Source organism: Methylobacterium terricola (assembly GCF_006151805.1).
GTDB lineage: Bacteria > Pseudomonadota > Alphaproteobacteria > Rhizobiales > Beijerinckiaceae > Methylobacterium > Methylobacterium terricola.
Map to the genome: position 1 here is coordinate 634,778 of NZ_VDDA01000001.1, position 23,621 is coordinate 658,398.

Below are 23,621 nucleotides of genomic sequence, written 5' to 3' on the forward strand. Positions count from 1 at the left end.
GGAAAGAGTTCGTTGGATGGTCGACCGGTCCGGTGAGGTCCGCGCTCACCATTGCCGCCCGTTGCGGTTCGGACCCAATTGGGTGCCGAGCAACCCCCGACGCTCCCAGGCCCCGATCGCATCGGCGTCGCTGCCGATGCCGCGGGAGGTCGGCAGGCCGTTCGCATCGCTTGTCGGCTCGACGATGTCGGTATCCTCGCCCCCCGCGCCCGTCGCCCGCACGGCGATCGTCCGGGCGGTGTCCGGCCAGTCCACCTCCGCCTCGTGGCAGCGCGCGCCGTCCGGCCGCGCCATCGGCTGCCACGATCCATCGTCGATACGGAGTTCCACCCTCTCCGCCGGCCCGAGCACCAGGGCACGCACGGTGACATGCTGGCCGACGATGTGACCGGCATCATGCGCGAGCCGCCGGTCGGCCGGGGCGGTGATCAGCACGAACGGCCAGGGCCGGGCCAAATCCTTGAAACGCCAGCTCACCACGCCGCCATCGAGGGCCGCGACCGCGTAGCCGACCGGCCCCTCCTCGATCTGCCCGGTGGAACGGGTCGCCGCGTAGACGGTGCGGCCGTCATTGGCGAGCTCGTTGTAGTGGGTGTGCCCCATCTCGACGAGGCGGACCGGCCCACGGTGGACGAGGTCGGCGACCCGTGCCGCCTCGCCGTCGCCCTTCAGGTCGGCGGGGTAGCTGTGCATGAACAAGGCACAGTCCCGGGATCCCGCCCGCTCCAGCTCCGCGGCGAGCCAGGCGACCTGATCGGCGCCGAGGCGGAAATCCGGCCCGCCCGAGCCCGGCCCGCACATGTCGAGGAACAGGCAGCGCACGCCCCGGACATCGACGGCGTAGGGCAGGCGGGGCGGCCTCAGCCCGGCATAGAAGGCATCGAGGCTGCCGCCCTCCATGTCGTGGTCGCCGGTGATGACGTGGACCGGCAGGCGGAGGCGATCGAGGCCGGCCTTCACCAGGGCGTATTGCTCGGGGCGGCCATTGTCGGCGTTGTCCCCGGGGACGAAGACGAAGTCGAGCCCGTCGGTCTCGTTCAACTGGTCGATGATCGACGCGAAGTCGCGGGCGTTCCCAGCCTCCGCCCCGGTGATGTGCAGATCGCCGATATGGGCGAAAGCCAGGGGAATCGTCATGGTCCGGCCCTCACGCGGTGGCGAGCGCTGGGCGGCCGGTCGGGTCGGACGGGGTGCCGGCCTGCTCCGGCTCGAAGCCCCGGGTCTCGGGCATCACCAGGAGGTAGAGGGCGAAGCCGACGCCCGCGATTCCCGCCAGCGTCAGGAACGCCGCCGAGTAGCCGGCCGACACGATGATGAGCCCGGCGAGCGTGGCGCTCAACGACGCGCCGAGCCCCTGCGCCGTCGCGACCGCGCCCTGGCTGACGTTGAACCGGCCGGTGCCGCGGGTGAGGTCCGCCACGACGATCGGGAACAGCGCGCCGTAGACGCCGGCGCCGATGCCGTCGAGGAGCTGGACCCCGACGAGGTAGAACGGGTTGTTCGAGAAGGTGTAGAGCACGCCGCGCAGGGCCAGCACGCCGAAGGCCGCGAGGAAGATCGGCTTGCGGCCGATCGCGTCGGCCTTGTGGCCGACGAACATCGCCACCGGCACCATCACGCATTGCGCCGCCACGATGCAGATCGCGATCAGCGAGGTCGCATTGTCCTTGCCCGCGAGGTGGGTGAGGAGCTGGCCGACCGAGGTCAGCATCGCGGCGTTGGACAGGTGAAAGATCGCCGCCAGCAGCGCGAACAGCATCAGGTACTTGTTCTGCAGCAACGCCGTCAGGCCGGAGGGCTGCTCGTCCCCCTGGTCCTCGGCGGAGTCGAGGCCGCGGGCGAGGTCGTTGTCGATCGCCTCCGACGGCACCATCAGCATCGCGCCGATCGACAGTGCCGCCAGGATGCCCATCAGCCAGAACACCACGATCGGCCCGAACACGTAGGCGAGGCCGCCGGCGAGAGCCGCCGAGACGGCGTTCCCGGCATGGTTGAAGCCCTCGTTGCGGCCGATGCGCTTGGAAAACAGCTTCGGGCCGACCACCCCGAGGGTGATGGCGGCGAGCGCCGGCGGGAAGATCGCCCCGGCGATGCCGGCGAGCGATTGCGTGGCGGCGACGGCGTAGAAATTCGAGATGAACGGCAGCACCAGGCAGCTCAGCGTCACCGCGAGGGCTGCCGCGATCACGATGGCGCGCTTGTGCTGCGAGCGGTCGATCAGGGCGCCGGCCGGCGTCTGGGCGATCAGGCCGGCGATGCCGGCGATCGTCATGATCATGCCGGTGGTGGCCTCGTTCCAGCCCTGGTCGGGACCGCGCACGGCGATGAGATAGATGGCGAGATAGGGCCCGAGCCCGTCGCGCACGTCCGCCAGGGTGAAGTTGAGCGCGTCGAGCCCCCGCAGCGCCCGGGTGGACGGCTGCCTGTCGGGCGTGGCGGACGCAGAGGCAGTGACGGAGGGTGCCGTGCTCACCGTGATGTCTCCCAGAGGAAGGACAGGCCGATCCGGGCCGAAAACCGGCCAAATCGCGGAAAGTTGCGATTTGGCAGGGATTAATTACCTGTGACGGCCGCTCAAGGCCGGCGCGGCGGCGGAGCCCCGGGCGGCGGGGGCGGCGGAGGGGCCGCACCGGGGCCGGGCGGGGGCGGGGGCGCGGCTCCCGGAGGCGGCGGGGGCGGTGCGTCGGGACCGCCGGGCGGGCCGGCCTCGGCCCGGGGGCCGGGCGGGCGCGGCGGGCGTCCGCCGACCTCGACCAGGCTGTCCGGGCCCGTCCCGAGGGCGCGCAGTTCCACCACCGTCCCGAGCGGGCTCTTCGTCACCGCTCCGCGGAAGGAGACGGTCTGGCCCGCCCGCAGGGTCGCCCCCAGGCGTACCGCCTCGTGCGGCGGCAGGCGCAGGATCGTGCCGTCGTCGAGGAGCGCGCCGTTCACCTCGCCGCGGCGCCCGTGCAACAGGGCGGCGATGCGGCCGCTCGCGACCGCATCCTCGGCCGCCGGCTCCGGCGGGCCGAGGGTAACGAGCGTCGCGCCCGTCGCGTCGTTGCGGATCGAGGCCCCGTCGACCATCGGCAGGGCGCGGGCCCGCATGCCGCGCACCGACACCGCGTCGCCCGGCCGGACCGTGAAGACCAGGGCGGTCGACAGCCGCGGCGGCAGCTTCACCTCGGTCCCGTCGGTGAGGATCAGCCCGTCGACGTCGCCGCGCGGGGTCAGCGTGTACTGCTTCACCGTCCCCTTCGTCTCCGGCAGGGTGGCCGGATCCCAGACCGAGGCGTCCTGCGCCGCGGCCGGACCGGCCGCCAGGATCGCGCAGGCGAGGCTCGCCGCCCGGAGGCGGTGCTTGCCCATCGTCATGGATGTCCTCTTGGCTGTCGCTCGTCGGAACCGGCGGAGGGCCGGTCCGGGGAGAGCCTGTCAACTCCCGTGCCAACACCCAAGTCACTGGTGAAGCTCAATAATCCTGTGGGATGCCGACGGTCAGGCGTCGGGATTCGCGACATCCGCCGTCGGGTTTTCCGACAACCCCGCCTCGTGCAGTCGGTAGCGGTCGATCTTGGCGTAGAGGAGCTGGCGCTGGATCCCGAGGCGCTTCGCCGCCCGGGCGCGGTTGCCGCCATTCTCCATGAGGGCCCGGCGGATCATCGCCTCCTCCAGCCGCGCCACCGCACCCGGCAGATCCTCGCCGGGCCAGTCCGGCCGCACCAAATCGGGCGGCGGCTCGGCCCCGTCGGCGAGGCCGAGATCCGCCGGCCCGATCGCCGGGCCGCGGGCGAGCAGGGCCGCCCGCTCGATCACGTTGCGCAGCTCGCGCACGTTCCCGGGCCAGGGGTGGCGCATCAGGGCGGCGGCGGCCTCGGACGTCAGGCGTTTCGCGGCGCCGCCGCTGAGCCCCAGGAAGTGCTCGGCCAGGATCAGGATGTCGGCCAGGCGCTCGCGCAGGGGCGGGAGCGCGATCGGCACCACGTTGAGGCGGTAGAACAGGTCCTGGCGAAAGCCCCCTTCGGCGACGAGGCGCGGCAGGTCGCGGTGGGTCGCGGCCACCACCCGGACGGTGACGGGAACCGGCTGGCCGCCGACCGGCGTCACCACCCGCTCCTGCAGCGCCCGCAGGATCTTGGCCTGCATGGCCGGGGGCATGTCGCCGATCTCGTCGAGGAACAGCGTGCCGTCCTGCGCCTCCCGGAAGGCGCCGGGCCGGTCCCGGACCGCCCCCGTGAAGGCTCCGCGCAAGTGGCCGAACAGCTCGCTCTCGAGGAGTTCCGCCGGAATCGCCGCGCAGTTCACCGGCACGAACGGCCCGGCCCGCCGGCGGCCATGGGCGTGGAGCGCGCGGGCCGCGATCTCCTTGCCGGTGCCGGTCTCGCCCTGGAGCAGCACCGTGGCGTCGCTGTCCGCGGCGAGGCCGACCGCCTTCTGCACCCGGCGCATCGCCTCGCTGGTGCCGATCAGGCAGGAATCGCCCGACGCGGGCGCAGGCGGGGCCGGCTTGGCCGTCGGACGGGCCAGCATGCCGGCGAGGAGCCCGGCGAGTTCCGCCCGGCCGACCGGCTTCGTCAGGTGGTCGTAGGCGCCGAGCCGCATCGCCTCGATGGTGTTCTCGGCGCTGGCATAGGCCGTCAGCACCGCCACCGGCGGCGCCTCCGCCCGCGCGCGCAGGCGCTGCAGCACCGCCATCCCGTCGAGGTCGCCGGGCATGCGCAGATCGAGGAGCACGGCCGCGATGGCGGGATCGGCGGCGACCCGCTCCAGCGCCTCGCGGCCGGAGGCGGCCAGGACCGGGCGATGGCCGAGGTCGCTCACCGTCTCGGCCAAGCCCTCGCGCAGGGCCGGCTCGTCGTCGACGATCAGGATGTGGGCGGCGGGCGCCATGGCAGATCGAGCTCGAAGGTCGCGCCGGGACCCGGGTCACCGTGGAGGGGGCTCGTGGGAGGTGGGGCGGCGAGGCCCACCTGTCCACCATGGGCGCGGGCGATCTCGCGCACGATCGCGAGACCGAGCCCGGTCCCGTCCGGCCGGGCGGTGACGAAGGGCTCGAACAGCCGCGCCCGCAGGGCGTCGGGCACGCCGTTGCCCTCGTCGCTGACGCGGATCCGCACCATGTCGCCCTCGCGCGTGCCGGAGAGCCGCACCGTGCCGCCTGCCGGGCTGTGCTGGATCGCGTTGAGCAGCAGGTTGTCGAGGGCGCGGCGCAGCTGCGCCTCGTCGAGGAGCGGTCGCCCGGCGGGCACGTCGCCGAGGGCGATCCGCACGCCCTGCGACCGGGCGAGGTCGTCGTGCAGATGGGCGCACTCCGCCAGCATCCCGGCGAGGTCGGTCGGGGCGAGGGCCGGCGCCCGCGGCTGGGTCAGGCTGAGGAGGTCGCGCAGCAGCCGGTCGAGGCGGGCGACCTGGGCCAGCACGAGGTCGAGGGCGGCCCGGGGCCGGGCCGGGTCGGCGCTCGCCAGCGCGTTCTCGGCCTTGAGCCGCATCGCCGCGAGCGGGTTGCGGATCTCGTGGGCGATGCCCGCCGCGAGCTGGCCGAGCGCTGCGAGACGCTCGGCCTCCGCCGCGCGGCGGCGGGCGGTGGCGAGGCGGGCGCCCGCGGCGTTCAGGGCTTCGACCAGCCGGTCGAGCTCGCGCAGTCCGGTCGGGGCGAGATGGAGGAGGTCGCTGTCGGGGGCGTCGCGGCCGAGCTGCCCTTCGAGCCGGGCGATCCGCCGGCCGAGCACCAGGAGCAGCCGCCCGAGCAGCAGGGCCGAGCCGAGCACGGTGGCGCCGAGGAAGCCGAAGCCGGCGAGGAGCTGGCCGTAGGCCCGGCCCTGGTCGGTATAGACCCGCGCCATGGTCCAGCCCGTGGCGCCCTGGACCGGGCCGCGCAGCGGGCAGCCCTGCACCACCAGGGTCTGGGTCCGGGCGGCGCGGCGCGCCGCCACCGGACGGTCGGCGCTCAGGGCCTCGGCGTTGATCCGGCGGATCGTGTCGATCTCGGCCGCCGGCAGGTCGGTCTTCGGTCCGGTGCCCTCGTAGGTCGGGAAGGCGTAGGCCGCCGATCCCCCGGACGCGGTCCAGATCCCGCCCTCGACGCCGGGATGGCCGGCGAGGGCCGTCACCACCACGTCGGCGAGCTGGTCCTTGAGGGTGTCGTCGACGTCGGCGACGCTGCCGCTCCAGCCGGCGCTGAAGAACGCGAACCGGTCGCCGATGTCGCGGCAGGCGCGGGCGACCTCGACCTCCGCCTGGGCGACCTGCACGGCAGCGGATTGGGCGTAGACCTCGAACAGCAGGTAGGCGGTCGCCGCGGCCGAGGCGAGGAGCAGGACCCAGAGGGCAAGGAGATGGGCGCGGAGCGAGTGCAGGCGGGAGGCCATGGGACGGGTCGTGCGGGACGGCGTGCGGCGTTCTCCCATGGGGGCGGGGAGGGGCGCAAATCGGCGGGGCGGCTGGTCGTCGCTCGCCCGCACGGCGGGGCCGGCCTGACGAGGCTGCGCGCGGGTCTTCTCCTCTCCCCGCCCGCAGCGATTGGGTCCCTATGTCGTGCCTGATACCGCCGCGCCGTCGAACGGATCGGTTCGACGGCGCAAGGCAAGCCCGAACGGGCGCCGGCGCCGATGCGCCGGACGCCTTGGCATCGACGTGTCGATGCCAAGGCGCGAGGGTATGAGGGGCAAATCCTCATGGGGAAACGGACTTTCCCCTCCCCGCAAGGCGGCGGGGAGGTGCGTTTCCTGCGAGGGGGCGGCTCGTCGGACCGCCCGGCATGGACACGATCGCCGCCCGTCCGGAGACGAGGCACCCGCGTCGGTCTTGTTCGCGACGCGGTTCTTGCGAGCCGATCCGCAGATCCGTTCGGCGCGGACCCCAAACAAAACAAGGCGGCCACCTGGCCGCCTCGGCGAAGACGTCACCGCTCCTCCACGCCTCGCGCGCGCGAAGGCCCCGCCACGATCACTCGTAGACGCAGACGTAGATCTTGCGGACGGTCTCGATCGTGCGCCAGATGCCGACGAAGCCGGGCTTCATGACGAAGCTGTCGCCGGCCTTGTAGGTCTTGGTCTCGCCGCCCGTCTCCTCGATCTCGACCAGGCCGGAGAGGATGTGGCAGAACTCGAAGGTCGTGCCCTTGATCGAGTGGGTCTCACCCGGGGTCGCCTCCCAGACGCCGCTCTTGACCATCCCGTCGCGGGACTCGTCCTGCGCCCAGGTCTTGAACTCGGGCGCGCCGGCGATCAGGCGCTCGGGCAGCGGCAGGCCCGGCTTCGGCGCGAAGGTCGGGTTGGGGTCGAGTGTGATCAGAAGCGACATACCGGTTTCCTTGGGCGTGGGGCGCATGGCGGTTCGGCCGATCGGCCTCGGCGCCGGGCACGACCCCGTGCCGGGTGGGCGGCCGTGGAGGATCGTGAGGCGACGCGGCGTCCCGGCGGCCTCCATCGAACCGGCCCGACGATAGAACCGCTCGAACCGGCATTCCTGCCGTAGAGCGGGGGAGTTCGGTCGAAAATTTCGAAAACCGCCCGATCCTCGGCAGAAACCACGGACGGGCCCGGGTCATCTTGCGGGGCATGGCGAGGCGGCGCTACGGGCCGGATCGACTGGCGTTCCAGCCGGTGCCGCCGGAGAGGATGCGGTGACGATGTCCCAGAGCACGATGCGCCTGCAATCCTTCGATCTCGCCTCGCAGGATGTCGCCTCCGTCGACGTCGAATGGCTGCATGGCCTGTCCCTCGGCGTCGAGTGGCCGCACCGGCCGAGCGACTGGGACCTGCTGCGCTCCGTGGGGCATGGCTTCGTCGCGCTCGACGAGATCGGTCGTGTGTTCAGCTCGGCGATGTGGTTCCCCTACGGCGCGGATTGCGCGACGATCGGGATGGTCATCACCTCGCCGCGGGTGCAGACCCATGGCGGCGGACGCTGGATGATGGAGGGCATCCTCCGGCAATGCGGCGAGCGCCGCCTGATCCTGAACGCCACCCGCGCCGCCTACAGCCTCTACGTCTCGCTCGGCTTCGAGCCGCAGGCGACAGTCTACCAGTGCCAGGGCTACGCGCGGCCGGTCGTGGCGCAGGGCGACGCGGTCGAGACGATCGCGGCCGACGGCCTCGCCGCGGTCGCGGCCCTGGACGCGGCCGCTTTCGGCGCCGACCGCTCCGCCCTCCTGGCCCGTCTCGCCCCGGTCTCCGAGATCCGCGGCCTGCGGCGCGGCGGGCGCCTCGTCGGCTACGCCATGCGCCGCCCCTTCGGGCGCGGCAGCGTCATCGGGCCGGTCGTCGCCGCGAGCGAGGAGGAGGCGGTGCAGCTCGTCACCGCGCTCCTCGACGGCCAGGACGGCCAGTTCGTCCGCCTCGATACGCGCCAGGCGGGCGGCGCGCTGCGCGCCGTGCTGCACGCCGCCGGCCTGCCCCTGCACGACACCGTGACGACGATGACCCGCGGCGCGCCCCTTCCCAAGGTCGAGCCCGGATCCCCGGGGGTCTACGCCCTGGCGGCGCATGCGCTGAGCTAGGCCGCCCGCCCCGTCCTTTTCGCCGATCGACATGAAGCCCGTCCCCGCCATGGAAGCCGCCACTCCCCAGGACCTTCGGAGCGGGACCGATCCCGTCGCCCTGGTGCCGTTCGCCCCCGCCCATCGCGACGGCGCCCTGGCGCTGTCGCGAGAGATGGCCTGGCCCTACCGGATCGAGGACTGGGACTTCGCGCTGGGCCTCGGCCGAGGCTTCGTGCTGGAGCGCGACGGCGCGGTGATCGGGACGGCGGCGTGCTTTCCCACCGGCGAGGGCCACGCCACGGTCGGGATGATCATCGTCGCCAAGGCGGCGCAGGGGCGGGGCTATGGGACGCGGCTGATGCAGGCCCTGCTCCGGGAGGCCGGGCCGCGCAGCATCCTGCTGAACTCGACCGCGGAGGGGCGTGCGCTCTACGAGCGCTACGGCTTCGTGCCGGTCGGCACGCTCCTTCAGCACCAGGGGCCCTACACTGCCCGCGCCGCATTCGTGCCGGATGACCGCGTCCGGGCGGTGGTCCCGGCCGATCGCGATGCCGTGCTGCGCCTCGACACGGCGGCGACCGGTCTCGACCGGCGCCACCTCGTCGCGCGCCTGATCGCGGCCGGCGAGGGCCACGTCCTGCTGCGCGAGGGCGTTCCCGTTGGCTACGCGATCACCCGCCTGTTCGGCCGCGGCCACGTCATCGGGCCGGTGGTCGCCGAGAGCGAGCCCGAGGCGCGCATTCTGATCGAGGCCGCGCTCGCGCGTCTCGATGGCCGCTTCGTGCGCATCGACACCGCCGCCGCATCGGGGCTGTCGCCCTGGCTCGCCGAGATCGGCCTGCCGCAGGTCGGCGACGCCCTCACGATGGTGCGCGGCACCCTGCCACCCGCCGGTCGGGCGCGCGTCTTCGCGCTGTCCAACCAGTCTCTCAACTGAGACGATACTGTCGATCCGGCTCGAGCACGCCGGCTTGAACCGACGATGTCTGGCCGGACCTCTCACCGGTCTGGCCATCACCCCGATGAAACCTGCCGAGGGTGGATCGCGCCGCGATCCGCCCGGGGCCGTCGCGCCCGCTCGGCCTTGCGAGTCCCGGAGCCGCCATGAAGCTCACCTCCTATTGGCTCGACACCTCGACGCCGTTCGCGAGCGGTGCCCCCGGCCCGGTCGAGGGCACCTGCGACGTCGCGGTGATCGGCGGCGGGCTGACCGGCTCCTCCGCCGCCCTGGCGCTCGCCAAGAAGGGCGCCCGCGTCGTGCTGCTCGAGGCCGGGACGATCGGCAACGCCGCCTCGGGCCGCAACGGCGGCATGTGCAACAACGGCTTCGCGCAGGATTACGCGACGCTGTCGGGCAAGCTCGGGCCGGAACTCGCCAACACGCTGTATCGCGCCTTCGATGCCGGGGTCGACACGGTCGAGCGGATCGTCCGGGAGGAGGGCATCGATTGCAGCTTCGCCCGCGTCGGGAAGATCAAGCTGGCGGCGAAGCCCGAGCATTACGACAAGCTGGCGCGCAGCCAGGAACTGCTCGCCGCCACCGTCGATCCCGACACCGCGATGGTGAGCCGGGCGGACCTCGCCGCCGAGATCGGGTCGGAGCGCTATCACGGCGGCCTGATCTACCGGAAGAGCGCCGGGATGCATGTCGGCCGCTTCGTGCGCGGCCTCGCCGAGGCCGCCGCCCGCCGCGGCGTCGCGATCCACGAGCGCACGCCGATGACGAGCCTCAACGCCGCCGAAGGAGGCGGCCACCTCGTCGGCACGCCGAAGGGCACGGTCCGGGCCAAGCAGGTGCTGCTCGCCAGCGGCACCTCCCAGACCGGGCCGCTTGGCTGGGTGCGCCGGCGCATCGTGCCGGTCGGTGCCTTCCTGATCGTCACCGAGCCGCTGCCGGTGGATGTCCTCGACCGGCTGACGCCGCGCCGCCGGATGGCGACCGATACCAAGAACCTCGTCAACTACTTCCGCACCACCCCGGACAACCGGCTGCTGTTCGGCGGCCGTGCCCGCTTCGCGGTCTCGAACCCGGCCTCGGACGAGAAGAGCGGCGCGATCCTGCGCGCGGCCCTGCACGACGTCTTCCCCGAACTGACCAACGTGCGCATCGACTATTGCTGGGGCGGCATGGTCGACATGACCCGCGACCGGCTCCCGCGGGCCGGCGAGCGCAACGGCATCTACTATTCCATGGGCTACAGCGGCCACGGCACCCAGATGTCGACTCTGATGGGCACGATCATGGCCGAGGTCATGGACGGGCGCGCCGAGCTGAATCCGTGGAAGGACTTCGCCTGGCCGGCGATCCCGGGCCATGTCGGCCCGCCCTGGTTCCTGCCGGTCATCGGCGCGTATTACCGGCTCAAGGACCGTTTCCAATGACCGATCCCCTTCGGCACCTGACCGAGGCCGGCCGCCTCGGCCGCTTCTACGTCGACGGGGCGTGGCGGGACCCGTCCGGCCGCGAGGGCGCGGCGGTGATCAACCCGGCGACCGAGGCGGCGATCGCCGAGATCGCGCTCGGCGACGAAGCCGATGTCGAGGCCGCGGTCACTGCTGCCCGCCGCGCCTTCCCGGCCTGGTCGCAGACGACACCGTCCGAGCGCGCCGCCCTGCTCGACCGCGTCCTCGCCCTCGTCACCGAGCGGCTGGAACTGTTCGCGCAGGCGCTCACCGCCGAGATGGGCGCCGCCATCACCTACGCGCGCACCGCGCAGGTGCCGCTCGCCCTCGCGCATCTCCGGGTCGCCCGCGACAACCTCGCGACCTTCCCGTTCCTGTCGCAGCGCGGCACCACCGCCATCGCCCGCGAGGCGATCGGCGTCTGCGCGCTGATCACGCCGTGGAACTGGCCGCTCTACCAGATCACCGCCAAGGTCGGCCCGGCGCTCGCCGCCGGCTGCACCGTGGTGCTCAAGCCAAGCGAGCTGTCACCCCTCAGTGCGCTGCTCTTCGCCGAGGCGATGCACGATGCCGGCTGCCCGGCCGGCGTGTTCAACCTCGTCAACGGCGCCGGCCCGGTGGTCGGCGAGGCGCTCGCCACCCATCCCGAGGTCGACATGATCTCGATCACCGGCTCGACCCGGGCCGGCGTGCTGGTCGCGCAGGCGGCGGCACCGACGGTCAAGCGCGTCGCCCAGGAGCTCGGCGGCAAGTCGCCGAACGTCGTTCTGCCGGATGCGGATCTCGCCCGTTGCATCCCGCTCGGCGTCGCGGCGGCGATGCGCAATCTCGGCCAGTCCTGCAGCGCGCCGACCCGGATGATCGTCCCCCGCGATCGTCTCGCCGAGGTCGAGGCCCTGGCGCGCCAAGCCGCGTCCGAGTTCCGGGTCGGCGATCCCTCGAGCGAGGCGACCACCCACGGCGCCATCGCCAACCGGGCGCAGTTCGACCGCATCCAGATGATGATCGGTGTCGGCCTCGCCGAGGGCGCCACGCTGATCGTCGGCGGCCAGGGCCGGCCCGAGGGCCTGACGCGCGGCCTCTATGCCCGGCCGACGGTGTTCTCCGGGGTGCGCCGCGACATGGCGATCGCCCAGGAGGAGATTTTCGGGCCGGTCCTCGCGATCCTGCCCTACGACACGGTCGAGGAGGCGGTCGCGATCGCCAACGACACGATCTACGGCCTCGGCGCCCATGTCCACGGCGCCGACCTGGAGCAGGCGCGCCGGGTGGCCGGGCGGATCCGCGCCGGCCAGGTCCATCTCAACGCGCCCGACTGGGACCCGCAGGCGCCGTTCGGCGGCTACAAGCGCTCGGGCAACGGCCGGGAATACGGCCGCGAGGGCATGGAGGAATACCTGGAGACCAAGGCGATCCTCGGATACGACCGGTAGGACGGAGACGACCATGGTCACCTTCATTCCGGAACACGTGTCCTCCCGGTTGATCTCGCACGAGGCCGCCTTCGAGCCGATCCGGCGGTCGCTGGTTGCGGCGGCGTCCGAGGCGGCGCGGGTCTACCCGGCGGTCATCGCCTTCGCCTCGGACCCGCGCGACCGGTTCTCGATCAAGTCGGGCGCGACGGCGGAGCTTGCCGGCCTCAAGGTCGGGGCGTTCTGGCACAACAACCCCGCCCGCGGCCTGCCGCGCCACAACTCGACGATCCTGCTGATCGACCAGGATTGCGGGCGGATCGGCGCGGTGGTCGAGGCCGCTGCCGCCAATGCCTACCGGACCGCCGCCGCCGACGCGGTGGCGGCGAAGGCGCTGGCCCGGCCCGACAGCGAGACCCTCGCGATCTTCGGCGCCGGCAACCAGGCGCTCTACGAGGTCGGGGCGCTCGCCCGCATCCTGCCGCTCGCGCGCCTCCACGTCGTAACGCGGGACCATGCGAAGGCGGAGGGCTTCGCGGCCCGGCTGGCGGAGCAGGGGGTGCGTCTCGACGTCCGGGTCTCGGAGGCCGAGGCGGCGTGCCGCGCCGCCGACGTCATCGTCACCGCGACGCCCTCGCAGGCGCCGCTCTTCGCCGCGGAATGGGTCCGCCCCGGCACCCATGTCGCCGGGATGGGCTCCGACGGTCGCGGCAAGCAGGAACTGCCGGTCGCGCTGTTCGAGGGCGCGCGGCTGTTCTGCGACCTGCCGGCGCAATCGGTCGAGATCGGCGAGTTCCAGCACGTCCGCGACCGGATCGCCAGCGGGGCGCTGACCCTGACGGCGATCGGGGCGGTGCTCGACGGGCGTGAGCCGGGTCGCACCAGCCCGGAGGAGATCACGGTGTTCGACAGTTCCGGGATCGCGCTGCAGGATCTGTATATCGGTCAGTTCCTCGTCGATGCGGCGCAGGCCGCTGACCTGTCTTGAGCCAAGGGCCGATCGACGCCGGAAGAACGGATACCCTCAACGTCACCCCGGGGCTCGGCGAGGCCGAGGATCCAGGATCCACATTCGCCGACGGGGTCAGGACAGGGCGGCCAGCGTCCCGCTCCAGTGTGGAGCATCAGCGGTGATGGATCCCGGGTTCCGCTGCGCGGCCCCGGGATGACGATGGAGGGTTCCAGCTCCGCCGGTCGCGCTGACGCGCGGCCGCGTGCAGCCCCGATCCAAGCCCCAGCCACCCCCCCCCCCCCCCCCCCCCCCCCCCCCCCTCTGGCCTCGCGCCCGCCACTCCCGTACAGAGCGTAAGCGCTTTTCTTGCGTTCCTCATACCGGGGCGGCCCGATGTCCAAGCTGGCGAGCCTCGCCGTCGCCGTTTTCCTGGCTTTCGCCGTCGCCCCGGCGGCGAGCCAGACGCTGACCTATTCCTGGCCGACCAATGTCGGTCCTCTGAACCCGCACCTCTACGCGCCGAACCAGATGTTCGCCCAGGCGAGCGTCTACGAGCCGCTGGTGAAGTACCGGGCCGACGGCACGATCGCGCCCTGGCTCGCCACCGCCTGGACGGTCTCGGCCGACGGCCGGACTTACGACTTCACCTTGCGCCCCGGCGTCACCTTCAGCGACGGCACGCCGTTCGACGCGGCCGCCGTGAAGGCCAATTTCGACGCGATCCTCGCCAACCGCGCCCGCCACGACTGGCTCGACCTCACCCGCCAGATCGACCGTACCGAGATCGCCGGTCCCCTGGCGTTCCGCCTGGTGCTGAAACACCCCCACGACCCGACCTTGCGGGAACTGGCGCTGCCGCGTCCCTTCCGTTTCGTCTCGCCGGCCGCGATGGGGGAGGGCGGCACCACCGCCGCCGGCCTCAAGGCGCCGGTCGGCACCGGGCCCTGGCGCCTCGTCGCGACCCGGCTCGGGGTGTCCGACACCTTTGCGGCGAACCCGAGCTACTGGGGCGGCAAGCCGGGCTTCGAGCGCCTGGTCGTCAAGGTGATCCCCGACCCCAACACCCGCGCCATCGCGCTCCAGACCGGCGAGATCGATCTCGTATACGGCGCCGCCGGGCAGATTCCGTCCGAGGCCTTCCTGCGCCTGCGCGCTCAGGCGCCGGCCTTCTCGGCCGCCGTCTCGACGCCGCTCGCCACCCGGGTGCTGGCGCTCAATTCGGCCCGCTCACCCACCGACGACCCCGCTGTGCGGCTCGCGATCAACCGCGCGGTCGACAAGGACACGCTGGTGCGCACGGTACTGGACGGGATCGAGCCGCGGGCCGATTTCCTGTTCGCGCCCAGCGTGCCCGACGCCGATCTTGGGCTCGCCCCCCACGGCTTCGATCCGGCGGCGGCGGAGACGCTCCTCGACGCGGCCGGCTGGGTGCAGCAGGCCGACGGCGTGCGGGCGAAGGGCGGCCGGGCCCTGGCGGTCGAGCTCGACTTCGTCGGCACCAACGCCCAGCAGAAGGCGATCGCCGAGGTGATCCAGGCCGATCTCGCGCGGATCGGCATCGCGGTCCGCCTCGTCGGCGAGGAGGAGAGCGCGATCCTCGCCCGCCAGAAGGACGGCCGCTTCGGCCTGATCTTCGGCGAGACCTGGGGCCCGCCTTACGATCCCGCCTCCTTCCTCAGCGCGATGCGCGCCCCGTCGCATGCCGATTACCAGGCCCAGAAGGGCCTGCCCGACAAGGCCGGCATCGATGCCGCCATCACGGCGGCGCTCGCCGCCACCGATCCGGCGGAGCGCAAGCGCCTCACCGCCAAGGTCCTGACCGCGCTCCACGAAACGGCCGTGTACCTGCCGATCTCCCACGCGGTCGCGATCGAGGTGCACCGCTCCACGGTCGCCGGCGTGGCTTTCGGCGCGACGCTGAACGAGATCCCGTTCGCCGGCATGCACCCGGCCTCGGCCACGGCCGGCCGCTGATGCTGCGCTTCGTGCTCGCGCGCCTCGCGCTGATCCCCCCGATGCTGCTCGGCGTCTCGCTCCTCGTCTTCGTGGTGCTGCGGCTCGGGCCCGGCGACCCGGCGCTCGACTACCTGCGCCTGTCGCAGGTGCCGCCGACCGACGCGGCGCTCCTCGACGCCCGGGCGATGCTCGGCCTCGACCGCCCCTTCGCGGTCCAGTACCTCGATTGGCTGTGGCGGGCGCTGCACGGCGATTTCGGCCTGTCCTACGCCACCCGCCGGCCGGTCCTGCCGGACCTCCTCGGCTACCTGCCGGCCACCCTCGAACTCGCCGGCACCGCGCTCGTCGTCAGCCTCGCCTTGAGCCTGCCCCTCGGCGCCTGGGCGGCCGCGCATCGCGGCCTCTGGCAGGACCGGCTGGTGCGCGGCATCGCGGTGCTCGGCGTCTCGCTGCCGAATTTCTGGGTCGCCTTCCTGCTCGTCGTCGTCTTCTCGGTGACCTTGGGCTGGCTGCCGGCGATGGGCAGCGGCACAATCGCCCACCTCGTGATGCCGGCGCTGGCGATCGGTCTGATGTCGCTCTCGGTCAACGCCCGGCTCCTGCGGGCGAGCATGCTGGAAGCGGCCGGCGGACGCCACGTGCTCTACGCGCGGCTGCGGGGCCTCTCCGAGCGCGCGGTGACCCGCCGCCACGTCTTCCGCAACGCCCTGGTGCCGGTCGTCACCGCGACCGGCATGCATGTCGGCGAATTGCTCGGCGGGGTGTTGGTGGTCGAGACGATCTTCTCCTGGCCGGGGGTGGGGCGCTACGCGGTCTCGGCGATCTACGACCGCGACTATCCGGTGATCCAGTGCTTCACCCTGGTGATGACCGTGGTGTTCGTGCTCTGCAACCTCGCGGTCGACGTCGCCTATGCCTGGCTCGATCCGCGCATCCGCCTCGGGGACGACGCCGCATGATCGCCGCCCATCGGCTCCCCCGGTCGGGATCCATCACCGCCGCGGGCGCGCTCGCCGCCGGCTTCGTCGTGCTGGCGCTCGTCGGGCCCCTCGTCGCCCCGCACGACCCGCTGGCGGTCGATCTCGCCCACCGCTTCGAGGCGCCGAACCTCGTCCATCTCCTCGGCACCGACCATCTCGGCCGCGACATCCTCTCGCGCCTGATCGCCGGGGCGCGCACGACGCTGGGCTCGGTCCTCGTCGTGCTCGCCCTGGTGCTGGCGCTCGGCCTCTCGGTCGGGGGGCTGTCCGGGATGGTCGGTGGCCGGCTCGACGCGGTGCTGATGCGACTGTGCGACGTGTTCCTCACCGTGCCGACCTTCGTGCTGGCGCTGTTCATGATCGGCGCCCTCGGCACCGGCCTCCTCAACGTCGTGGTGGCGATCGTGCTGTCGCACTGGGCCTGGTACGCGCGGATCGTGCGCGGCCTCGTCCTGGAGCTGAAGACCCGCGACTACGTGCTGGCGGCGCGGATCGCCGGGGCGCCGCCGCGGGCGATCTTCGGCGAGCACGTGCTGCCCGGCGTGGTGCCGCCCCTCGCCGCGCTCGCCACCCTGGATATCGGCCACATGGCGCTCCATGTCGCCGGGCTTTCGTTCCTCGGGCTGGGCGTGCAGCCGCCGACGCCCGAATGGGGCGTGATGATCAACGACGCCCGCGCCTTCTTCTGGACCCGGCCGCTCCTCGTCGTCTGGCCGGGGCTGGCGATCGCGCTGGCCGTGCTCGCCTTCAACCGCCTCGGCGACGCGTTGCGCGATCGCCTCGACCCGACGCTGATCGCGGGGCGCGGCCTGTGAGCGCGCGGGTTCTGCGGGCCGAGGGCCTGTCGGTCGAAACTTGGCGCGGCCGCGAGCCGGTGCCCCTGGTCCGTGACGTCGGTCTGGAGCTGCGCACCGGCGAGGTTCTGGCCCTTGTCGGCGCGAGCGGGTCCGGCAAGTCGCTCGCCTGCGCCGCGCTCCTCGACCTGCTGCCGCCGGGCACCCGGCGGACGGGCGGGCAAATTGTCCTCGACGGCACGGAGACCGAGCCGGCAGGTCTGCGCGGCCGGGCGGTCGCCAGCGTGCTCCAGGCGCCGCGTACCGCCTTCAACCCGCTGCGCACGATCGGCGACCACGCCGCCGAGACACCCGGCAAGCCCGGCCGGGCGGCGATGGCGGAGGCCTTCGCGGCGGTCGGGCTCGGCGACGATCCGCGCGTGCCGGAGCTCTACCCGTTCCAGATGTCCGGCGGCATGCTCCAGCGGGCGATGATCGCGCTGGCGCTCCTCTCCCGGGCGCCGTTCCTGATCGCCGACGAGCCGACCACCGATCTCGACCTCGTCGCGCAACGGCGCATCCTCGACCTGCTCGCCGGGCTGGTACGGGCGCGGGGCCTCGGCCTTCTCGTCGTAACCCACGATCTCGGGGTGGTCGCCCGCCTCGCCGACCGGGTCGCGGTGATCGAGGCGGGCCGGATCGTCGAGACCGGCCCGGTCGCCTCGCTTTTCGCGGATCCGCGCCAGCCGGCGACGCGGGCGCTGCTCGCCGCCCACCGCGCCCTGCACGAGATCCCGGTGGAGGTCGTCGCGTGACCGCTCTCCTCGCTGCCCAGGGCCTCGGCAAGGCCTATGCCCAGGGCGGCTGGCGGCGGGTGCCTCCGCGCCCAGTCCTCGCGGGGATCGACCTGGCGATCGCGGCGGGCGAGTGCGTCGCCCTGATCGGCCGCAGCGGCTCGGGCAAGAGCACGCTCGCCCGCCTGCTGATGGGGCTGGAGGCGCCCGACGAGGGCACGGTGCTGTTTCGCGGCGCGCCCCTCGCCGGGCTCGATCGCGGCGGCCTGACGACCTTCCGGGCGGCGATCCAGATGGTGCTGCAGGACCCGCTTTCGGCGGTGAACCCCCGGCATCGCGTCGGGCGGATCCTCGCCGAGCCGCTGCGCCATCTCACCGACCTCCCGCCCGCATCGCGGGCCGCCCGCGTCGCAAAGCTCCTCGAGATGGTCGGCCTCGATCCCGAGGCCGAGAGTCGGCTGCCCGGCCAGCTCTCCGGCGGCCAGGTTCAGCGGATCGGCCTCGCCCGGGCGCTGGCGACGCGGCCCGCCCTGGTGATCCTCGACGAGGCGGTGTCGAATCTCGATGCGCCGCGTCAGGTCGACATCCTCGACCGGCTCGCGGATCTGCGCCGCCGCCACGGCACGGCCTTCCTGCTCGTCACCCACGACATCCGCCTGGCGCGCCGCTTCGCCGACCGGGTCGTGGTGCTCAGCGAGGGCCGGATCGTCGATGCCGCGCCGTGCCGGCCCGGCCTCGCCCTGTCGCACCCGGCGGCGCGCGAACTCCTCGACGCCGTCCTGCCGTCCGGTCCGGGAGGACCCTGAGCGATGCAGCGGATCACCGTCACCCTCGATCCGGATCTCGTGGCGGAGGTCGACCGGACGGTCGAGCAGCGCGGCTATGCCGGGCGCTCGGAGGCGATGCGTGACCTGCTGCGCCGCGGGCTCGCCGAGACCCGCCGTCGCCTCGACCCCGACCTGTCCGGCGTCGCGACCTTCACCTTCGTCGCCGAGGCCGGCGTGCGGGAGCTGGGCCAGCGCCTCGCCGAGGTGCAGCAGCGCCGCCACGACCTCGTTATCGCGCAGGTGCAGGTGCCGCTCGACCACGATGCCACCCTGCACACCCTCCTCGTCCGCGGGCGGGTGCGCGACATCCTCGCCTTCGCCGACGAGGTCGCGACCCAGCGCGGCATCCGCCACGACAGCTTGTCGCTGATCCCGGCGCGGATCGAGCTGGGGGAGCATGGGCACGGCGAGGAGCCGCATCCGCACGAGCATATCCGGACGTGATGCGGCTGCACGTGAGAATCCTCCCCCTTCTGCGGGGAAGGGTTCCCCGCGGATGCGGGGCGGGAGAGGGGAACCCCGCTCCCGGTTATGGCGGCACTGGCCTGAGGGGCGCTTCCTGGGATCGGCGGCGCGCTCACCCTCTCGGCGGGACTTCGTCCCGCTCCGCGCGGCACCCTCCCCCGCGGAGGGGGGAGGGTACGGGCGCGGCGACCGTCGCACCCGCACCGCATACCCGGCTCGGTCAGGAACCGCGGGGTCGGCCCCTCACTCCTTCGCCGCGCATCGCGCCGCGCCCGATTCCGACGCGTCGCACCAGTCGGTGCCTGTCCACAGCCGCACCTGCACGGTGGCGACGCCGTCCGCGACCGTGATCCGGTTATAGGCGTTGGGCTCGTTGCCGCGCAGCCGCGTCGAGGTGGCGGAGCCGGCCTGGACCGCGAGCAGGCGCCGGCCCGTCGCTTTGGCCTCCGGCCGGTCGATCTCGGCCTTGTGGCCATCGGGCGTCGGCTCGGCGAAGCGGGAATAGCCGCGGTGGAGGTGGCCGGCGAGCGTCAGGCCGACGCCATGGCGCTGGAAGGCGTCGAGCGCCTCGTCGGCCCGGCCGACCAGGCGCGCCTCCTCGTCCCAGGGCGGCGGCATGAACGGGTGGTGGCCGACCACGATCCGGAACAGCCCGGGCGGCAGGGCATCGAGCTTGGCTTCGGTGCGCCGGATCTGCTCGCGGGTGATCTTGCCCTGCGACCAGTCGGTCTCCGGCGCCCAGGTCCGCACGGTGTTGAGGCAGACCACCGCGATCTCGTCGTCCTGGAACACCGGCTCGGTCTCGGGCGCGACGTAGCGGCGGTAGCGCCGGAACGGATGGAAGAAGCGCTGCCAGAGCCGGAACGGCGAGATGTCGTGGTTGCCCGGCACGGCGATCCAGGGATGCGGCAGCCGATCGAGGAAGGCCTTCGCCTCCAGCCATTCCCGGGTGCGGGCGCGCATCGTGAAGTCGCCCGAGATGATGATCAGGTCCGGCTGGTCGCGGGTCAGCTCCGCCACCAGGCCTTCCACCACGGCCGGGTCGGTCCGGCCGAAATGCAGGTCGGAGATATGGGCGATCCGCCTCATTGCCCGGTCTCCGCCGGCACGAGGACCCGGAGGGCGGCGGGGCGGATGCGGTAGCGCAGGGGTGGGGCGATCAGCACGACCTCTCCGTCATTCATCACCCGCAGGGACGCGCCTGCGGGCATCGAGGGTCAGCGCGCCGGCCTCGTGCCGCTCCAGGTCCGGCAGGCGGCGCCATTCGCCGACCGCGAAGCCGAGCCCGAGCCGCACGAGCCGCGCCACCGACAGGGTCTCGACGAGGTAGAGCGTGAGGTGCCCGCCGTCGACGCCCGCCCGCGACAGAACCTGTCCCAATCCTTCCCGATAGTCACCGCAGACGATGGCGAGCGTCCGGAAGCGGATTTCCCGGGGCCGGCCCCCAAGGATGAGCACGGCCCGCTCGCGCGGGGTGCGCCCGAGATGGCGCAGGAGGCTCGTCCCCATGCGCAGCAGGTCGAGAAGCCCCATCCGGCCGCGCGTCGCCTCGCGGTGGCGCGCCATCCGGGCCGGCATCCCGAGCACCGAGTTGATCAGGAAGAGGTGGCCGTTGACCTCGCCGGCATCGATCGGGCGGACGCGGCCGGTCGCCAGGACGGCGATGGCGCCGTCGAGGTCGAGGGGGACCCTGAGATCCTTGGCCAGCAGGTTCATGGTGCCGAGCGGCAGGATGCCGAGGGGAATGGCCCGGCCGGCGAGGATATGGGCCGCGCAGGCCAGCGTCCCGTCGCCGCCGGCCACCGCCACGGCGTCGATGCCCGGAAGCGTGGACGCGGCCTCCAGCCGTTCGGCCAGGGATGCGTCCGGGCGCGGCTCGGCCACGACCGCGAGGCCCGCCGCTTCCAGGCGCTCGCGCAGGACCTCCGGCGTCGGGCCACCATCGACCAGGGCGCCCGCCGCGACATTCGCCACCAGCACGACCCGGCGGGCCGGCCCCTCATCACTGTGCTTCGTCACGCGATCGTCCCCGGCGGCGACGGCGCCGCCCGGGCAGAATGCCGGTCCTGCATCTCAGGACGATGGCGGGGCGGCAGCGTCTGGCCGCCCGATCGCGGGCCCTGCCGGGAGGTCCAACCCGCTCCGTCAGTTCGGGGCCACGCCATCGAGCCCGCACGTCAGGTGCACGGGCGGAAGAGGATGAGGGGAGAGTCCACGCGCCGTGTTGGAACCCTCGGCGGATCTCGGTTCCAGGCCCTGGCCTTCGGCGAACCCCGGCATGAGGCGGAGGCTGCGAAAGCGACTCAGCCCACTCAGCGGTCCCACCCGCAACCTCGTCCTGAGGGTGCGGGTGGGATGAACCGGCAGGATCGGAGCGATCAGGCCCTTACGCCGCCCGCTTCGCCGCCTCGCCGTAGAAGGTCCCGCCGGTTTCCGCCATCGCCACGACGTTCTGCGGCGGGGTGAAGCGGGCGCCGTGCCTGGCCTCCAGCGTCCGGCACAGCTCCACGAACCGGGCCGCGCCCATGAAGTCGATGTAGGACAGGGCGCCGCCGGTGAACGGCGCGAAGCCGAAGCCGAGGATCGAGCCGACATCGGCCTCGCGCGGGTCGGTGACCACGCCCTCGCCGACGGTGCGGGCCGCCTCCAGCGCCTGGGTGACGAGGAGGCGCTGCTTCAACTCCGAAAAGTCCACGGCATCCGGATCGAGGCGGGTCTCCTGCAGGTCGCGCAGGCCCGGCCAGAGCTTCTTCGCACCCTGCTCGGGATAATCGTAGAAGCCCTTGCGGTTCTTGCGGCCGAGCCGCCCCTCGCCCTCGACGAGGGCGGTGAGCAGGCGCTCCTGGTGCGGGTTCACCGCCGCCTCGCCGACCTGCGCCTTCGTCGCCTTGACGATCTTGAGGGCGAGGTCGACGCCGACCTCGTCGTTGAGCGACAGCGGCCCCACCGGCATGCCGGCCTGGCGCCCGGCATTCTCGATCATCGCCGCGGGTACGCCCTCGGCCAGCATCAGGTGGCCTTCGAGGATATAGGCGCCGACGCAGCGGTTGGCGAAGAAACCGCGGGCGTCGTTGACGACGATCGGGGTCTTCTTGATCGCCCGGACATAGTCGAGGGCGGTCGCCAGCGCCCGCTCGCCGGTCGCTTTCCCCATGATGATCTCGACCAGCATCATCTTCTCGACCGGCGAGAAGAAGTGGATGCCGATGAACTGCTCCGGCCGGCTCGAGGCCTTGGCGAGCCCGCTGATCGGCAGGGTCGAGGTGTTGGAGGCGAAGATCGCGTCCGGCCCGATCACCGCCTCGACCTTGGCGATCACCTCGGCCTTGACCTTCGGGTCCTCGAACACCGCCTCGACCACGAGGTCGCACCCGGCGAGCGCGGCGTAATCCCCCGTCGCGGTGATGCGCGACAAGAGCGCGTCGCGGTCGGCGGTCTTGGCGCGGCCCTTCATGATCTGGTCGGAGACGAGCTTGTGGGCGTAGGCCTTGCCCTTCTCGGCCGCCTCCACGGATTGATCGACCAGCACCACCTCGAGCCCGGCATTGGCCGAGACGTAGGCGATGCCGGCGCCCATGAAGCCGGCGCCGACGACGCCGACCTTCTTCAGGGCCACGGCGCCGACGCCCTTCGGCCGGCGGGCGCCCTTGTTGAGCTCGCCCATCGACAGGAACAGGGTGCGGATCATCGCCGCCGCTTCCGGCGAGCGCAGGATCTTGGCGAAGTACCGGCTCTCGACCCTCAGCGCCAGGTCCATCGGCAGTTGCAGGCCCTCGTAGACGGCGTGCAGGATCGCCTTGGCGGCAGGGTAGTTGTCGTGGGTCTCGCGGCGATAGATGGCGTTGGCCGGCGGCCAGGTCATCATGCCGGCCGGCGAATAGACCTTGCCCGACGGCGCCTTGAACTTCGGCTGGTCCCACGGCGCCACGGCGGAGCCGCCGGCCTTGATCCACTCGGCGGCCTTCGCGACGATCTCCGCCCGCGGCGCGACGGCGTGGACGAGGCCCATGTTGCGGGCCATCAGCGGGCGGATCTGCTCGCCCTTGAACAGCATCTGCAGGGCGTCGCCGGTCTGCATCAGGCGGGCGACGCGCTGGGTGCCGCCGGCGCCGGGAAACAGGCCGACCTTGATCTCCGGCAGGCCGACCCGGGTCTTGTCGTCGTCCGACAGGACCCGGTGGTGGCAGGCCAGCGCCAGCTCGAAGGCGCCGCCGAGGCAGGTGCCGTGCACGGCGGCCGCGAACGGCTTCCCGCAGGTTTCGAGCTTGCGGTAGAGCAGGGTGAGCCGGCGCGATTCCTCGAAGAAGAAGGTCATCGCCTCTTCCTCGCCGCGCTCGCGGGAGAGACGCGCGTATTCGGCGCCGAGGCCCTGCAGCATCGTCAGGTCGGCGCCGCCCGAGAAGGTGTCCTTGCCGGACGTGATCACGCAGCCCTTGATGGCCGCGTCAGCCACCACGGCGTCGATGATCTGGTTCAATTCGTCCATCACCTCCGGGGTGACGACGTTCATCGAGCGGCCCGGCATGTCCCAGGTGGCGAGCGCCACGCCGTCGGCATCGGTCTCGAAGCGGAAATTCGTGAGGTTCATGGCGAAGGCC

At 72.7% G+C, this 23,621-nt stretch carries 20 protein-coding genes; 11 read left to right on the plus strand and 9 right to left on the minus strand.

Going from position 1 to position 23,621, the window contains the following annotated elements:
* Positions 1 to 45: 45 nt before the first annotated feature.
* The 6 genes from FF100_RS02765 to FF100_RS02790 form a co-directional block, all read right to left on the minus strand.
* Positions 46 to 1,137, minus strand: coding sequence for a metallophosphoesterase family protein (locus tag FF100_RS02765; protein ID WP_139034012.1), 1,092 nt, complete (start codon positions 1,135 to 1,137; stop codon positions 46 to 48).
* 10 nt (positions 1,138 to 1,147) lie between these two features.
* A complete protein-coding gene (locus FF100_RS02770; RefSeq protein WP_139034013.1) occupies positions 1,148 to 2,473 on the minus strand; it encodes an MFS transporter in 1,326 nt (441 codons plus the stop codon).
* A 101-nt stretch (positions 2,474 to 2,574) separates the two neighbouring features.
* Complete coding sequence (locus FF100_RS02775) at positions 2,575 to 3,354, minus strand: hypothetical protein (RefSeq protein ID WP_139034014.1); 780 nt, start codon at positions 3,352 to 3,354, stop codon at positions 2,575 to 2,577.
* A gap of 123 nt (positions 3,355 to 3,477) precedes the next feature.
* Complete coding sequence (locus tag FF100_RS02780) at positions 3,478 to 4,869, minus strand: sigma-54-dependent transcriptional regulator (RefSeq protein ID WP_139034015.1); 1,392 nt, start codon at positions 4,867 to 4,869, stop codon at positions 3,478 to 3,480.
* A complete protein-coding gene (locus FF100_RS02785) occupies positions 4,845 to 6,347 on the minus strand; it encodes a sensor histidine kinase (protein ID WP_139034016.1) in 1,503 nt (500 codons plus the stop codon). The genes FF100_RS02780 and FF100_RS02785 overlap by 25 nt, the downstream gene beginning before the upstream one ends.
* Positions 6,348 to 6,924: 577 nt before the next feature.
* A complete protein-coding gene (locus FF100_RS02790; protein ID WP_139034017.1) occupies positions 6,925 to 7,281 on the minus strand; it encodes a cupin domain-containing protein in 357 nt (118 codons plus the stop codon).
* 328 nt (positions 7,282 to 7,609) lie between these two features.
* Between FF100_RS02790 and FF100_RS02795 the strand changes: the two genes are divergently transcribed.
* The 11 genes from FF100_RS02795 to nikR all read left to right on the plus strand — a co-directional run bounded on the left by FF100_RS02795 (position 7,610) and on the right by nikR (position 19,002).
* Positions 7,610 to 8,479: a GNAT family N-acetyltransferase gene (locus FF100_RS02795; RefSeq protein ID WP_139034019.1), complete on the plus strand. Its 870-nt coding sequence runs from the start codon at positions 7,610 to 7,612 to the stop codon at positions 8,477 to 8,479.
* Positions 8,480 to 8,510: 31 nt separating this feature from the next.
* On the plus strand, positions 8,511 to 9,398 hold the full coding sequence (locus tag FF100_RS02800; protein ID WP_246101885.1) for a GNAT family N-acetyltransferase: 888 nt from the start codon (positions 8,511 to 8,513) through the stop codon (positions 9,396 to 9,398).
* Positions 9,399 to 9,565: 167 nt separating this feature from the next.
* Entirely contained in the window at positions 9,566 to 10,843 is a 1,278-nt protein-coding gene (locus FF100_RS02805) for an NAD(P)/FAD-dependent oxidoreductase (RefSeq protein ID WP_139034020.1), read from the plus strand.
* Positions 10,840 to 12,297 carry an aldehyde dehydrogenase family protein gene (locus FF100_RS02810; protein ID WP_139034021.1) on the plus strand — a complete coding sequence of 486 codons (1,458 nt, stop codon included), beginning with the start codon at positions 10,840 to 10,842 and terminating at the stop codon, positions 12,295 to 12,297. Before FF100_RS02805 ends, FF100_RS02810 begins: the two co-directional genes overlap by 4 nt.
* A 13-nt stretch (positions 12,298 to 12,310) precedes the next feature.
* Complete coding sequence (locus FF100_RS02815; protein WP_139034022.1) at positions 12,311 to 13,264, plus strand: ornithine cyclodeaminase family protein; 954 nt, start codon at positions 12,311 to 12,313, stop codon at positions 13,262 to 13,264.
* A 357-nt stretch (positions 13,265 to 13,621) separates the two neighbouring features.
* Positions 13,622 to 15,202: a nickel ABC transporter substrate-binding protein gene (gene nikA, locus FF100_RS02820; protein ID WP_139034024.1), complete on the plus strand. Its 1,581-nt coding sequence runs from the start codon at positions 13,622 to 13,624 to the stop codon at positions 15,200 to 15,202.
* Positions 15,202 to 16,143, plus strand: coding sequence for a nickel ABC transporter permease subunit NikB (gene nikB, locus FF100_RS02825; RefSeq protein ID WP_139034025.1), 942 nt, complete (start codon positions 15,202 to 15,204; stop codon positions 16,141 to 16,143). Before nikA ends, nikB begins: the two co-directional genes overlap by 1 nt.
* Positions 16,140 to 16,979, plus strand: coding sequence for a nickel ABC transporter permease subunit NikC (nikC, locus tag FF100_RS02830; protein WP_139034026.1), 840 nt, complete (start codon positions 16,140 to 16,142; stop codon positions 16,977 to 16,979). The genes nikB and nikC overlap by 4 nt, the downstream gene beginning before the upstream one ends.
* A complete protein-coding gene (locus tag FF100_RS02835) occupies positions 16,976 to 17,752 on the plus strand; it encodes an ATP-binding cassette domain-containing protein (RefSeq protein WP_139034027.1) in 777 nt (258 codons plus the stop codon). The genes nikC and FF100_RS02835 overlap by 4 nt, the downstream gene beginning before the upstream one ends.
* Positions 17,749 to 18,537, plus strand: coding sequence for an ATP-binding cassette domain-containing protein (locus FF100_RS02840; RefSeq protein WP_139034028.1), 789 nt, complete (start codon positions 17,749 to 17,751; stop codon positions 18,535 to 18,537). Before FF100_RS02835 ends, FF100_RS02840 begins: the two co-directional genes overlap by 4 nt.
* A gap of 3 nt (positions 18,538 to 18,540) precedes the next feature.
* Entirely contained in the window at positions 18,541 to 19,002 is a 462-nt protein-coding gene (gene nikR, locus FF100_RS02845) for a nickel-responsive transcriptional regulator NikR (RefSeq protein WP_139034029.1), read from the plus strand.
* A gap of 264 nt (positions 19,003 to 19,266) precedes the next feature.
* Here the strand turns inward: nikR and FF100_RS02850 are convergent, their stop codons facing one another.
* From FF100_RS02850 to FF100_RS02860, 3 genes are all read right to left on the minus strand, one after another.
* A complete protein-coding gene (locus FF100_RS02850) occupies positions 19,267 to 20,112 on the minus strand; it encodes a metallophosphoesterase family protein (protein ID WP_139034030.1) in 846 nt (281 codons plus the stop codon).
* Between the two features lie 87 nt (positions 20,113 to 20,199).
* Positions 20,200 to 21,042, minus strand: a complete 843-nt coding sequence (locus FF100_RS02855) for a diacylglycerol/lipid kinase family protein (RefSeq protein ID WP_246101886.1) — start codon at positions 21,040 to 21,042, stop codon at positions 20,200 to 20,202.
* Between the two features lie 367 nt (positions 21,043 to 21,409).
* A complete protein-coding gene (locus FF100_RS02860) occupies positions 21,410 to 23,611 on the minus strand; it encodes a 3-hydroxyacyl-CoA dehydrogenase NAD-binding domain-containing protein (protein ID WP_139034031.1) in 2,202 nt (733 codons plus the stop codon).
* Between the last annotated feature and the right edge of the window lie 10 nt (positions 23,612 to 23,621).